We start from the raw sequence: 13,708 nt of genomic DNA, 5'->3' as shown, positions 1-13,708 counted from the left end.
ATGGAATCATTAAGTAATAAGAAAAAAGTACTGGAAGTAAAGCCACTCAATTTTTTAGAGCGTGCTTACCTGCCGGCTATTGCTGGTGGTCTTGCCACTACCATGAAACACTTTTTCAAGAAACCGGTTACCATCAGTTATCCTGAAGAAAAGCGTGAATATTCAGAAAACTTCAGAGGGATGCACTCGCTAAAACGCGATGAGAATGGTAAGGAACGCTGTACCGCCTGCGGACTATGCGCCCTTTCATGCCCGGCCGAAGCCATTACGATGACTGCCGCTGAACGTCAGCCAGGAGAGGAGCATTTATACCGCGAGGAAAAGTATGCTGCTGTTTATGAAATAAATATGCTGCGCTGCATTTTCTGCGGACTGTGCGAAGAGGCCTGCCCTAAAGAAGCTATTTATCTTGACGGTGATCACGTTCCTGCCGATTATTTGCGCAAGGATTTTATTTACGGTAAAGACAAATTAGTAGAGGCGCCCTTAAATCAATAAAGAAGTTTTATACCTTTGCCCAAACTTTAATGGGAAAGGGTATTTTGTAAATATAAACATGAGTACATTTTACTTCATCGCGTTTTTGTCCATATTCTTTTCGATATTGGTTATCTCGGCCAAAAACCCGGTACATAGTATCCTTTACCTGATACTTACCTTTTTTACGTTCACCATTCACTATATTTTACTGAATGCCCAGTTTTTGGCCATCGTTAATTTTATTGTGTACATGGGGGCTATCCTGGTATTGTTCCTGTACACGCTGATGCTGATCAACCTCAATAAAGAGAGCGAACCTGTTAAGCCGTTTATGGTAAAAATAGCGGGTGTATTTGGCGGCGGTATATTGGCGGTTGCTTTGGCATCATCCTTAAAACTGGTAGCCGCATCAAACCCGGTGATATTAAAAAATCCCGATCTGGGCCTGGTGAAAAACCTGGGTAAAGTATTGTTCAATGAATTTTTACTGCCGTTTGAAGTATCGTCGGTATTGCTGTTATCGGCAATGGTAGGCGCTGTTTTGCTGGCTACTAAAGACCCTAAAACTGCATAATGGAAAGTTTAACAAATACCATACACGCGGTACCGCTTAATCACTACATATTATTAAGTGCCATCATTTTTTCGATAGGTGTAGTGGGTGTATTGATACGCCGTAACGCTATCGTGATCTTTATGTCTGTCGAGCTGATGCTTAACGCTGTAAATTTGCTGCTTACTGCTTTCTCGGTTTACCGTGGTGATGCCAGCGGACAGGTTTTCGTGTTCTTTATTATGGCATTGGCTGCTGCAGAAGTAGCGGTTGGCTTAGCCATCATCGTGATGATATATCGTAATACCAATTCGATCGACATCAACGTGCTGAACAGGCTGAAATGGTAGAGCCCCCCGGCCCCCTGAAGGGGGAGGGTTAGAAAATGAATAACTAATTAACACCTTCTGCGAGGAAGGCATATAAATAAAACAATAAAAAACTAAAAGTCTCACCCTTAAGGGGGAGATTTAGAGGGGGCTTATGAATCAATACATCTGGCTTATTCCTATATTACCGTTAGCCGGTTTTATTATTAACGGACTTGGCCGCAATTCATTATCAAAAAACGTAATCGGCTTTATTGGCAGCCTGCTGGTACTGGTGTCTTTTGGTTTAAGTCTGGCGGTTTTCTTCCAGATCAAATCATCGGACCATCCTATTAATATTACTTATTTCGATTGGATCTCTGTTGGCGAACTTAAAATTCATTTTGCGTTTTTGGTCGACCAGTTAAGTGCTATCATGCTGTTGATCATTACGGGTGTTGGTTTCCTCATCCACCTGTATTCAATAGGCTATATGCATGATGATAATGGCTTTGGTAAATTCTTTGCCTACCTCAACCTGTTCGTGTTCTTTATGCTTTTACTGGTGATGGGTTCAAACTATCTCATCATGTTTATTGGCTGGGAAGGCGTAGGTTTATGTTCGTACCTGCTTATCGGTTTCTGGTATACCAATCCTAGTTATGCCGATGCCGCCAAGAAAGCCTTTGTCATGAACCGTATTGGTGACCTTGGCTTTTTATTAGGCATATTTTTGATCATACATTTTTTTGGCAGCATTGACTTTGCTACCATATTTCCTAAAGCAGCAGCTTTAACCGCGAAAGAAGCGGTGCCTTTAACTGCTATAACTTTATTGCTTTTTGTGGGGGCTGTTGGTAAATCGGCTCAATTACCATTATTTACGTGGTTGCCCGATGCGATGGCCGGCCCAACACCGGTATCGGCATTGATACATGCGGCTACCATGGTTACCGCCGGTATTTACATGATAGCGCGTTCCAATATTTTCTATACTCTGTCTCCATTTACGATGGAGCTGGTAGCCATCATTGGTTTGGCAACGGCCTTGTTTGCGGCGCTGATTGCTTTAACACAAACCGATATTAAAAAGGTACTGGCTTATTCAACTGTATCACAATTGGGTTACATGTTTTTAGGTTTGGGCGTTGGTGCTTACACCGGTGCTTTCTTCCACGTGTTAACACATGCCTTCTTCAAAGCTTTATTGTTCCTGGGTGCTGGTTCGGTGATCCATGCCATGAGCGGCGAGCAGGACATGCGCAAAATGGGTGGCTTAAAAGGGAAGATCAAAATAACCTTTGTTACTATGCTGGTAGGTACTATCGCCATAGCTGGTATCCCGCCTTTCTCTGGCTTCTTTTCAAAAGATGAAATTTTGGCCCATGCCTACGCGCATAGCACCACCTTTTATGCCATCGGTGTATTTACTGCCATGCTCACCTCATTCTATATGTTCCGGATGCTTTACCTTACTTTTTACGGAAAGTTCCGTGGTACGCATGAGCAGGAACATCATTTACATGAGTCGCCGGCAACTATCACTATCCCATTGATTGTGCTTGCAGTGCTGTCCGCTACAGCTGGTTTTATCGGAAGGCCTAAAGTCTTAGGTGGTCATCACCTATTGGAGCAGTTTTTGACCCCTGTGTTTGAAAAATCAAACGCAATATTGGGCGAACATGAAATGTCTGCTCCTACAGAGTTTCTGCTGATGGGTATTTCGGTAGCAGTGGCTCTCGTAGCCTTAATTTATGCATATGTTAAGTATGCAAAAGGAGGCAGCATACCGGTTGCAGATACAGAAGAGCGCCCGGCATTAACCAGTTTGTCCTACAATAAATTTTATATCGATGAGCTTTATGATATGATCATCCGTAAACCTTTGGATTTTCTGTCCACCTTCTTTTATAATGTGGTGGAGCGCCTGGGTATTGATGGTTTGGTGAACGGATTGGGTAAGGGTACTATGGAAACCAGTAAAGGCTTGCGTTTATTGCAAACCGGTAATGTAGGTTTCTACATATTTATCATGGTACTTGGAATTATTGCTGTATTGGCGTATAGCATATTTGGATTAACTAAAATATAAACGATAAGCGTTTACCATATAACATGACCGTTAGTATATTAATATTTTTACCAGTAGTAGCCGCAGTTATAGTAGCCTTATTAAAAAATGGGGTTGCCAAACATGCAGCATTATTTCTTTCAGTTGCCGAACTGGTAATTGCCGGTTTATTTTTAAGCAAATTTATACCCGATGCAAGTACCCAGTTTGCTATAGACGTACCATGGATACCTAAATTTGGCATTTACTTTAGCGCCGGTATCGATGGTATCAGTATGATCATGATACTGTTGACCACCTTGCTGGTACCACTTGTTATTTTATCAACCTATCAGCACAAACACAATAACGAAGGTGCTTTTTACGGTTTGATATTGTTTATGCAGGCCGGTATGTTAGTTGTATTTACAGCTTTAGACGGATTTTTGTTCTACGTAGGCTGGGAAGCAGCGCTTATCCCTATCTATTTTATATGTGCCTTATGGGGTGGCGAAAATCGTATCCGCATTACCATTAAGTTTTTTATATACACGTTTGCCGGTTCGTTATTTATGCTGATAGGTATCATTTACCTGTACCTGCAGTCGCCGGGCAAAACATATGATATTCATGAGTTTTACCGCCTTGGGTTGGATGCAAAACATCAGTCGCTGGTATTCTGGGCATTTTTCCTGGCCTTTGCCATCAAGATGCCATTGTTTCCGTTCCATACCTGGCAACCCGATACCTATACCGAAGCACCAACTGCCGGTACCATGATGTTATCAGGTATTATGCTTAAAATGGGTATCTATGGTGTTATCCGCTGGTTAATACCCAATGCGCCGCTTGGTTTTTTACAATGGCAAAGCCTGGTGATGATATTAGCGGTGATCGGTATCATATATGCTTCACTGATCGCCTTTAACCAAAAGGATGGTAAACGACTGGTGGCTTATTCGTCTATAGCACACGTTGGCCTAATAGCCGCGGGGATATTTGCGTGGACAAGTATAGGCGTACAGGGAGCCATGATACAAATGCTTAGCCATGGTATCAATGTGGTAGGTATGTTCCTGATCTGGGATATCATCAGCCGCAGGTTAAATACCCGCGATATCAGCCAGCTTGGCGGTATAGCCAAGGTTGCGCCAAAATTTTCAATAGCTTTTTTAATTATAGTATTAGGTACGGTAGGCTTGCCTTTAACCAACGGTTTTGTGGGTGAATTTTTACTGCTTAACGGTGTATTTGAATATAGTGCATATCATTATTTCAATATTGCACTGGCTACCGTTGCCGGTTTAACCATTATTTTTGGTGCGGTATACATGCTGCGGATGTACAAAAATGTAATGCAGGGCGAAACCAATGAGTTAACCGCTACTTTTACCGATGTTAGCGGATCTGAAAAACTAACCTTATGTATTATTTGCGTGCTGATCATCGTAATAGGTGTTTATCCGCATCCTATTCTGCATATATCAGAAGCGGCTGTTAATAATTTAATACGATCAATAAACATTAAATAATAATAAACCCTGTATAAGAGAAGATAACCTTACAGAGCTTTTAAAATATAAAATGAATACTTTAATCATCATATCTGTTTTACCAATAGTGCTTTTGTACCTGGGCTTATATAAAGCCACAAAAGCGTTATTACCGGTTACTATTATTGGTTTGCTGGCGGCCTTAGGCTTAGCTATTGCCCAATGGAATAATGTTGCCCTGCCTATATACAACGGTATGATGATGTTTGATAATTTCTCTATCGCGTTTTCCGGCATTACTATTATAGCTACTGTGCTTATCCTGATGTTGTCAAAAGGATATTTTGATAAGATCAGTAAACACGTGGCGGAGTACTATGCTATTATCCTGTTCTCATTGGCGGGTATCATTGTGATGGTATCGTTCTACAACCTGGTGATGTTGTTTATCGGTATCGAGATTATGTCGGTAAGCTTGTACATCCTGGCTGGGATCAAGAAAAGTGATTTCGCATCAAACGAAGCTGCTTTAAAATACTTTTTAATGGGGGCTTTTTCAACAGGTTTTCTGTTGTTTGGTATCACGTTATTATATGGCACAACAGGCTCATTTAGCCTGGAAGCGATCCGCGATTGGGTTGTAGCACATCCGCACACCGATCCTATGTTTTACACAGGTGTAGGACTGATCATTGTAGGGCTTTGCTTTAAAGTAGGCGCGGCACCATTCCATTTCTGGACGCCGGATGTGTACGAAGGTGCGCCAACGCTCATCACCGCGTTCATGTCGACTGTGGTAAAAACCGCTGGCTTTGCCGCTTTCCTGCGTCTGTTCTCGGCTTGTTTCGCGCCACTGTCAGATTTCTGGGTGCCGATCATATTGGTTATCACCGTTATCACTTTATTTATAGGGAACATTACCGCATTGTATCAGCAAAGCTTTAAACGCATGCTGGCTTTTTCGAGCATATCACATGCGGGTTACCTGTTATTTGCTATTGTGGCATTAGGTTCTGGCTCGGCTAATTCGGTATTTATTTATGCAACAGCATACTCTATCGCTTCGATCATCGCTTTTGGTAGTTTGATCCTGGTTCAGCAACAAAGCGGCAGCGACAATTTTGAAAGCTTTAATGGTTTGGGTAAGAGTAATCCTTTCCTGGCATTTGTATTAACCATAGCTATGCTTTCATTGGCTGGTATACCGCTTACGGCCGGCTTTATGGGTAAATTCTTCATGTTCTCGGGAGCTCTTGCCAAGTACCATGTTTGGCTGGTTATTATAGCGGTGATAAATGCCATCATCAGCATTTTTTACTATTTCCGGGTTATTATTGCTATGTACTTCCGCTCGGCCGACCGTACAGAGCTGGTAGTACCTGCTTATTATAAAATAGTATTTATCATTTCGGCGCTGGTAACTATTCTTATCGGTGTTTACCCAGATTTCATTACCCGGTTTATTTAATCGGTTACTGGATAACTGCAAATTGATTTAATATTTGTAGTTTTACAGATATAGTGAATGGAAAGTTTTTGGGAATACCTTCAAAATTTAACGGACGCTCAATCCATTATAAGCAGGGGAGGGTTTTATCTCCTGCTTGTTGTTGTGTTTGCTGAAACCGGCCTGTTTTTTGGTTTTTTTTTACCGGGAGATTATCTGCTGTTCATGGCAGGCCTGCTGTGCGCGGCAGGGAAAGTCGACGTATCTATATCCACATTAGTTTTATCGCTTATAGGTGCCGGTGTATTAGGCAATTTTGCCGGTTATTGGTTCGGCTATCGAACGGGGCCGGTATTGTTCAACAAGAATGATTCCCTGTTCTTTAAAAAACGATACGTGACGCTGGCCAGCGATTTTTATAACAAGTATGGCGGCATGGCATTGATTTTAGGTAGATTTTTCCCTATAGTTAGAACATTTGCCCCTATATTTGCAGGTGTGGTAAAGGTTGATATAAAGAGGTTTACTTTATTTAACTTTATAGGCAGTATAACCTGGGTATGCGCGTTTACCCTGAGCGGTTTTTTTCTGGGAAAACGTTTCCCTCAGTTAAAAGATTATCTGCAATACATTGTTTTAGGGTTGATCATAGCTACTTCTATTCCGTTGATTGTAGCGTATATCAGAAAGAAAATAATAGAAGCAAAAGAAAATAAATAATATAAACAGAATATACTAAATGAGTACACAACACCCCTGGCACCAGGTTTCTCCTGGTGATAATATTCCTGAAGTTGTTAATGCGATCATCGAGATCCCCAAAGGTTCAAAAGCTAAATACGAAATTGATAAAGATTCAGGGTTATTAAAACTCGACCGTGTTTTATTTTCGTCGGTAATGTATCCGGCCAATTATGGCTTTATCCCGCAAACTTATTGTGACGATAAAGATCCGCTTGATATCCTGGTGTTATGCTCTATTGACGTATTCCCGATGTCGATCATCGAGGCCAAAGTAGTAGGTGTAATGCACATGGTTGATAATGGCGAGCAGGACGATAAGATTATCGCGGTAGCCAAAAATGATATGTCGGTAAATTATATTAACGACTTGAATGAGCTGCCCCCGCATGCCATGACCGAGATTGTACGTTTCTTTAAAGATTACAAGAAACTGGAAGGCAAAAACGTAACCATTGAGCATTTGCTGGGTGTACGTTATGCCCATAAGGTAATACAAGAAAGTTTGGAATTGTATAAGACTACTTTTCCTGTCACGCAATAATTAATAGATGGACCCCGCGCATTACGAAATAAGTACCTTTTATTTAATTGCAACCGTATTTCTGGTTTTGCTCAACGGTTTCTTCGTAGCCGCCGAGTTTGCCATGGTAAGGGTACGAGGCTCACAAATTGAAATAAAAGCCAAATCGGGAAGCGGGGTTGCCAAAGTTGCACGTGGCATATTACATAATTTAGATGGTTACCTTGCGGCAACGCAATTAGGTATTACCATCGCATCACTGGCATTGGGTGTGGTAGGCGAAGAAGTTGCCACAAACATCGTGATCAGAGGCTTTATGGCTGTAGGGATAAATCTTTCAAACGGGTTTATTACTGCAAGCCATATTCTGGCTTTTACCTTTATTACGGTATTGCATATTGTATTTGGTGAGCTTGCTCCCAAATCAATAGCCATTCAAAAATCGGTACGCACGGTGTTGGCGGTTTCTCTTCCACTCAGATTTTTCTTTGTATTCTTTAAGCCATTAATCTGGTTGCTAAACGGCTTTGCTAATTTTATCCTTAAGCTTTTAGGCATTAATACTTTAGAAGGCGGAGAGGCCCATCACAGCTCCGAAGAATTACAATATCTGCTTGAGCAAGGTAAAGAATCAGGCGCTCTGGATTCAAACGAGCATGAACTGATCCAAAACGTATTTGATTTTAATGAACGCGTGGTAAAAAATATCATGGTACCGCGTACTAAAATATCGGGCGTCGACATCAATTCCACCAAAGAAGAATTGCTGGATATGATCATTACAGAGGGATATTCGCGCATGCCTGTTTATGATGACGTGATAGATAAGATCATCGGGATTGTACACGCCAAGGATATTTTGCCATTGCTGGCCCGTAATGAAGAGATCGTACTCAAAAATATTATCCGCAAACCTTATTTTATTCCCGAAACTAAAAAGATCAACGATCTGATGGCCGAGCTGCAGCAGAAACGCATTCAAATAGCGATTGTGCTTGATGAGTTTGGCGGTACCGCCGGTATGGTTACCCTGGAAGATATTGTGGAAGAGCTGGTAGGTGATATTCAGGACGAATACGATGAGGAAAAGCCTATCGTTGAAAAAGTAAATGATCGTGAATTTATTGTAAATGCCCTGGCATCGATATATGATGTAAATGAGCATTTGCCGCATGATCTGCCCGAGGATGGCGACTTTGATACTGTATCCGGCTGGCTGGGCGATATCTTTGGTAAGATCCCCGATGTAGGTGAACAAAAAGAATCAAACGGATATAATATCACCGTGCTCCGGAAATCGGACCAGAACATCGAATCAGTTAAACTGGAATTGCTGATCAATGAAGAAGATACGGTAGATTTGCATTAGTAGCAGGTATCAAGTAGTTAGTATCAAGTATCAAGATTTTTTAACTACTTGAAGTAAATGCAGCTGTCGTGATACTTGATACTAACTACTTGATACTAATCAAATGCATCTATTCTACACACCTGATATCGACTCCGCACACCCTCAGTACTTTCTTAGTGAGGAAGAAAGTAAACACGCCATTCGTGTGTTGCGGTTGGAAGCAGGCAGCGAAGTTCAATTAATTGATGGCCGCGGAGGATTTTATACCGCGTTTATACATGATGCCCACCCCAAACGTACCATATTAAGTATTACTTCGGTTACAACTGATTTTAATAAGCGTAACCATTACCTGCATTTAGCAGTTGCCCCCACGAAAAATATAGAGCGCCTGGAGTGGTTTCTGGAAAAAGCTACAGAGATTGGTATTGATGAAATATCCTTGATCATCAGTCAACGATCTGAGCGTAAGGAGGCCAAGACCGAGAGGCTTAACAAGATTATTACCGCTGCGATAAAGCAATCCCTTAAAGCCTATCATCCCGTTTTAAACGAGCCCGTGAAACTAAATGAGCTACTGACACGTCCGTTTGACGGGCAAAAGTATATTGCTCACTGCGAGCCAGGCGACAAGCTTAGCCTGCGTGATGAATTACAACAACAGGGCCGTTACCTGATATTGATAGGGCCTGAAGGCGATTTCGCCCCTGCCGAAATAGAAAGCGCTTTGCAAAACGGGTTTAAACCCATAACTTTAGGTATAAGCCGCCTGCGCACCGAAACCGCGGCACTTGAGGCCTGCTTTGAGGTGAACTTTTTGAACCGCGTATGAAGACCATTAAGATTTTTGTAATTGCTTTTACAGCCATCATACTGATGAGCGGTTTTAACAATCCTGCTTATAAAATTGCACGGCTTAAATATAATGGCGGCGGTGATTGGTATGGCGACCGTACAGCACTCCCCAACCTGATCAAATTTTGTAACGAAAATTTAAAAACAAATTTTGAAGCCGATGATGACGTAGTGGAAGTGGGCGGCAGTTCCTTGTTCAATTATCCTTTCACATTTATGACCGGCCACGGCAACGTGATATTTACCGATCAGGAAGCCCGCAACCTGCGCAAGTATTTAACCGGAGGCGGTTTTTTACATATCGACGATAATTATGGCCTCGATAAATTTATTCGTCCGCAAATGAAAAGGGTTTTTCCGGAGCTTGATTTTGTGGAATTGCCGGTTAATCATCCTATCTATCATCAAAAATACCCTTTCCCTAATGGATTACCCAAGATCCATGAACACGATGGTAAACGGGCACAGGGCTTTGGGCTCATCTACAAAGGCCGTTTGGTGTGTTTCTATACCTATGAGTGCGATTTAGGTAATGGATGGGAAGATTATGGTACTTATGCCGGTGATACCCAGGAAGCACGCTTAAAAGCACTAAAAATGGGTGCAAATCTTATTCAATACATATTTACACAGTAGAAACACTTGTTCTGGGTGTTTTTTTATAAAAATAGAGGATATCACCGGTAATTGGTCGATATTTCTGTTTAGGTAAAATTTTGATCATCAATTAGTTAGTTTTTGACCAGTATTTGATACAAATTGCAATGAAGGGAACGCTTTTTTAAGATTTTTATTGTTTTTGCCCCCGATTTTTATTAGCTTGAGTTTTTAACTCAATACTGATTATATGAAGAAAAATTTACTAACAATTTTGTTGTTGTTTTCTTGTATTACATTTGGTTTAGCACAAAGCCGTATTATTACAGGTAAAGTAACAGATCAGAAAGACGGTTCGCCCTTACCTGGGGTAAGTGTAACTGTGAAGGGGGCTCAGGGAACAGGCACTCAAACCGGTCCAAATGGTACATTCAGCCTCACCGTTTCGGCTACCGCAAAGGTGCTGGTTTTTAAATTTCTTGGATTTAAAGAAATCGAAGCTCCCATTAGTAACAAACCTCTAAATGTACAACTGGAGTCAGATTCAAAACAACTCTCTGAAGTAGTGGTTGTAGGCTACGGAACACAGAGTAAGCGATCATTAACGGGCTCTGTATCTCAGGTCAAAGGAGCAGATATTGCAAACATCCCTGTACCCAGTTTAGAGTCGGCAATACAAGGCAGAACACCGGGTGTTTACATACAAGCGCAGAATGGTAAGCTGGGCCAGGGCATACAGGTACGTGTACGCGGTGCTTCGTCGGTATCGGCCGGCAGCCAGCCGCTATATGTAGTAGATGGTTTGCCTATTACGGTTGATGATTTTTCGACTAATGGTGCGTCAACCAATCCGCTGGTGGATCTCAACCAAAATGATATTGAATCTATTGAAATATTGAAAGATGCTTCTGCAGCTGCAATCTACGGTTCAAGGGCATCAAATGGGGTAGTATTGGTTACAACAAAAAAGGGTAAAGCGGGTAAAACAAATATTAGTTATAATCAATATTACGGTTTTAGCAAACCCACACATGAACGTGAGTTTATGAATGCTCAACAATACGTTGCCTATATGCGTGAAGCTGCTGAAAACGGAGGGGTTTCATCAGCTTCAATCGAGGCGAGGTTAAAAAGATACTCGGCTGGTAATGATGATTATAAAACCTATAAGGTAAATACCAACTGGTTTGATGAGATCGTACAGCACGCGCCTGTACAAAACTATAACTTGGTGTTTTCTGGTGGTAATGATAAAACCAAGTTTTATATGTCAGGCACCTATAATAACCAAAAAGGATATCTGCTCAATAATTCAATTAACCAATATAGTTTCAGAACTAATATCGAGAACCAGGCTACTAGTTGGTTAACTGTGGGTGCAAACTTAAGTATTTCGCGTACCAGAAATAATCGTTTAGATAATGATAACGCGTTTTCAACACCGATGCAAATTGTAGCTTTGGCTCCAATTACACCGGCAATTGACCCGCGTACCGGCTTGGTCAGTGGCGCTTTAGATCCAACAACAGGCGAACCAAACACTAATTATCCTACTTATTTTAACCCGATACTGAATGCTATCGATGGTTATTATAAAACAACGGATTACCGCAACCTGGGGAATGTTTTTGCGCAGGTAAAATTACTTCCCTTTTTAAATTTCAGATCAGAGGTTGGCGTTGATATATTAAATTCTGGCGAAGATACTTATACCGGCAGCCTTACTGTTCGTAATACTTCTACACCAAATGGAACAGGTTTCAGTTCGTCAGTATCATCGGTAAACTTTAACACAAACAACTTTTTGCAGTTTACGAAGGATATTGATAAAAGCCATATAGACGCAGTTGGCGGTATGACCTATCAAAGGCAACAAAATGATCTTAACCAATTACAGGGTACGCAGTTTCCGAGTGATGCTTATAAAAAGTTGACCAGTTCGGCAAACATTATTTCAGGATCATCAACTACTTCGGCTTACTCCTTATTGTCATATTTCAGTAGGGTGAATTATAAATATGACGAGAGATACTTGCTGTCATTAAGTGGACGTGTTGATGGTTCATCAAGATTTGGTGACAATCACCGTTATGGATTTTTCCCTGCAGGTTCAGTGGGTTGGGTTGTTTCAGAAGAAAGCTTTATGAAGAAACAACAACTTGTTTCTGAGTTAAAGTTAAGAGCCAGTTATGGTCTTACAGGCAACTCCGAGATTGGTAATTTCCCGGCACGCGGACTATTTAGTGCATTTGGCTACGCTGGTGTAGCGGGTGCAAGGCCAACGCAACTACCCAACCCTGATTTGAAGTGGGAAACTACCGCACAAGCTGATCTTGGTTTGGATATAGGTTTTTTCGAAGGGCGCTTAGCTGGAACGTTTGATGTTTATCAGAAAAAAACAAGGGATCTTTTATTAAATGTACAGGTACCTGGTACTTCGGGCTATACAACTATTACTCAAAATTTGGGTAAACTGCAAAATAGAGGATTTGAGCTGCAAATTGATTCCAAAAACCTTGTTGGTGTGGTTAAGTGGTCAACCAGCGTTAACCTATCCATTAACCGCAACAAGATTACCGATTTGAAAGGGCAGGTGATTACCGGTAGCGGCGATGCCGTAAACCGTGCAGTTGAAGGCCAGCCATTGGGCGTGTTTTTTGCACCAGAATTTGCAGGCGCTGACCCTGCTAATGGTGATGCGCTTTATTACAAAAACACAGATATGGGAAATGGTCAGCGCGACAGGACTAAAACCAGTGATTATAATCAGGCAACGCCAGTTAAAATTGGCGATCCAAACCCTAAATATATAGCGGGCTTAAACAACTCGGTAGCTTTTAAGGGTTTTGATTTTAGTTTCTTATTGCAAGCTGTTCAGGGCAACAACATCTATAACGGAGCTGGGCAGTACATGTCATCAAGCGGTAGCAATGGTTATGACAATCAAACCATTGATCAGCTAAACTCATGGAAAAAGCCAGGCGATATTACCAATGTACCACAGGCTCGTTTATTTGGTGGTAACGGTATTAGCCCAAGCTCAAGATATATTGAGGATGGGTCATATGTAAGGTTAAAAAATATTATTATAGGTTATAATTTCCCCAAGGAGATATTGACCAAAATTAAATTGCAGAGCCTTAGAATATATGCACAGGCAACTAACCTCGCGACCTGGACCAAATATAAAGGCTGGGATCCGGAGTTAAATTCAGATGCTTTTTCGGGAAATATAACCCAGGGCTATGACTTCTATGCTGCACCACAGGCTAAAACAATCACTTTTGGAATTAACGTGGGCTTTTAAATT

The 13,708-nt window shown here is 41.4% G+C and carries 12 protein-coding genes; all 12 read left to right on the top strand.

Translation table 11 applies throughout. The annotated features are described in order from the left end of the window. Entirely contained in the window at nucleotides 1-498 is a 498-nt protein-coding gene (locus FHW89_RS14445) for an NADH-quinone oxidoreductase subunit I (RefSeq protein ID WP_172335748.1), read from the top strand. A 58-nt stretch (nucleotides 499-556) separates the two neighbouring features. Further along, complete coding sequence (locus FHW89_RS14440; protein WP_172335747.1) at nucleotides 557-1,054, top strand: NADH-quinone oxidoreductase subunit J; 498 nt, start codon at nucleotides 557-559, stop codon at nucleotides 1,052-1,054. After that, nucleotides 1,054-1,383 (top strand): NADH-quinone oxidoreductase subunit NuoK, encoded by a 330-nt coding sequence (nuoK, locus tag FHW89_RS14435; RefSeq protein ID WP_172335746.1) that lies wholly within the window; start codon nucleotides 1,054-1,056, stop codon nucleotides 1,381-1,383. The genes FHW89_RS14440 and nuoK overlap by 1 nt, the downstream gene beginning before the upstream one ends. Nucleotides 1,384-1,516: 133 nt before the next feature. Then, a complete protein-coding gene (gene nuoL / locus FHW89_RS14430) occupies nucleotides 1,517-3,433 on the top strand; it encodes an NADH-quinone oxidoreductase subunit L (protein WP_172335745.1) in 1,917 nt (638 codons plus the stop codon). 23 nt (nucleotides 3,434-3,456) lie between these two features. Then, nucleotides 3,457-4,923, top strand: a complete 1,467-nt coding sequence (locus FHW89_RS14425) for a NuoM family protein (protein WP_172335744.1) — start codon at nucleotides 3,457-3,459, stop codon at nucleotides 4,921-4,923. Between the two features lie 52 nt (nucleotides 4,924-4,975). Further along, a complete protein-coding gene (locus tag FHW89_RS14420; protein WP_172335743.1) occupies nucleotides 4,976-6,352 on the top strand; it encodes an NADH-quinone oxidoreductase subunit N in 1,377 nt (458 codons plus the stop codon). A gap of 57 nt (nucleotides 6,353-6,409) precedes the next feature. Beyond that, the gene (locus FHW89_RS14415) at nucleotides 6,410-7,051 is read left to right on the top strand and encodes a DedA family protein (RefSeq protein ID WP_172335742.1); all 642 of its coding nucleotides are present in this window, start codon (nucleotides 6,410-6,412) and stop codon (nucleotides 7,049-7,051) included. Nucleotides 7,052-7,070: 19 nt separating this feature from the next. Then, nucleotides 7,071-7,616: an inorganic diphosphatase gene (locus tag FHW89_RS14410; RefSeq protein WP_172335741.1), complete on the top strand. Its 546-nt coding sequence runs from the start codon at nucleotides 7,071-7,073 to the stop codon at nucleotides 7,614-7,616. 7 nt (nucleotides 7,617-7,623) lie between these two features. Next, entirely contained in the window at nucleotides 7,624-8,964 is a 1,341-nt protein-coding gene (locus tag FHW89_RS14405; protein ID WP_172335740.1) for a hemolysin family protein, read from the top strand. 103 nt (nucleotides 8,965-9,067) lie between these two features. Continuing rightward, entirely contained in the window at nucleotides 9,068-9,778 is a 711-nt protein-coding gene (locus tag FHW89_RS14400) for a 16S rRNA (uracil(1498)-N(3))-methyltransferase (protein WP_172335739.1), read from the top strand. Next, a complete protein-coding gene (locus FHW89_RS14395) occupies nucleotides 9,775-10,437 on the top strand; it encodes a DUF4159 domain-containing protein (protein ID WP_253952235.1) in 663 nt (220 codons plus the stop codon). Before FHW89_RS14400 ends, FHW89_RS14395 begins: the two co-directional genes overlap by 4 nt. A 211-nt stretch (nucleotides 10,438-10,648) precedes the next feature. Then, complete coding sequence (locus FHW89_RS14390; RefSeq protein ID WP_172335738.1) at nucleotides 10,649-13,705, top strand: TonB-dependent receptor; 3,057 nt, start codon at nucleotides 10,649-10,651, stop codon at nucleotides 13,703-13,705. The last annotated feature ends 3 nt before the right edge of the window (nucleotides 13,706-13,708 follow it).

It is taken from the genome of Mucilaginibacter sp. SG564 (genome assembly GCF_013149275.1).
Taxonomy (GTDB): domain Bacteria; phylum Bacteroidota; class Bacteroidia; order Sphingobacteriales; family Sphingobacteriaceae; genus Mucilaginibacter.
Note: the sequence above shows the minus strand (reverse complement) of the source record. Positions and strands in the feature narration are given on the sequence as shown.

Coding starts and splice junctions, on each gene's coding strand:
- FHW89_RS14445 (WP_172335748.1), top strand. CDS start 1: ATGGAATCATTAAGTAATAAGAAAAAAGTACTGGAAGTAAAGCCACTC.
- FHW89_RS14440 (WP_172335747.1), top strand. CDS start 557: ATGAGTACATTTTACTTCATCGCGTTTTTGTCCATATTCTTTTCGATA.
- nuoK (WP_172335746.1), top strand. CDS start 1,054: ATGGAAAGTTTAACAAATACCATACACGCGGTACCGCTTAATCACTAC.
- nuoL (WP_172335745.1), top strand. CDS start 1,517: ATGAATCAATACATCTGGCTTATTCCTATATTACCGTTAGCCGGTTTT.
- FHW89_RS14425 (WP_172335744.1), top strand. CDS start 3,457: ATGACCGTTAGTATATTAATATTTTTACCAGTAGTAGCCGCAGTTATA.
- FHW89_RS14420 (WP_172335743.1), top strand. CDS start 4,976: ATGAATACTTTAATCATCATATCTGTTTTACCAATAGTGCTTTTGTAC.
- FHW89_RS14415 (WP_172335742.1), top strand. CDS start 6,410: ATGGAAAGTTTTTGGGAATACCTTCAAAATTTAACGGACGCTCAATCC.
- FHW89_RS14410 (WP_172335741.1), top strand. CDS start 7,071: ATGAGTACACAACACCCCTGGCACCAGGTTTCTCCTGGTGATAATATT.
- FHW89_RS14405 (WP_172335740.1), top strand. CDS start 7,624: ATGGACCCCGCGCATTACGAAATAAGTACCTTTTATTTAATTGCAACC.
- FHW89_RS14400 (WP_172335739.1), top strand. CDS start 9,068: ATGCATCTATTCTACACACCTGATATCGACTCCGCACACCCTCAGTAC.
- FHW89_RS14395 (WP_253952235.1), top strand. CDS start 9,775: ATGAAGACCATTAAGATTTTTGTAATTGCTTTTACAGCCATCATACTG.
- FHW89_RS14390 (WP_172335738.1), top strand. CDS start 10,649: ATGAAGAAAAATTTACTAACAATTTTGTTGTTGTTTTCTTGTATTACA.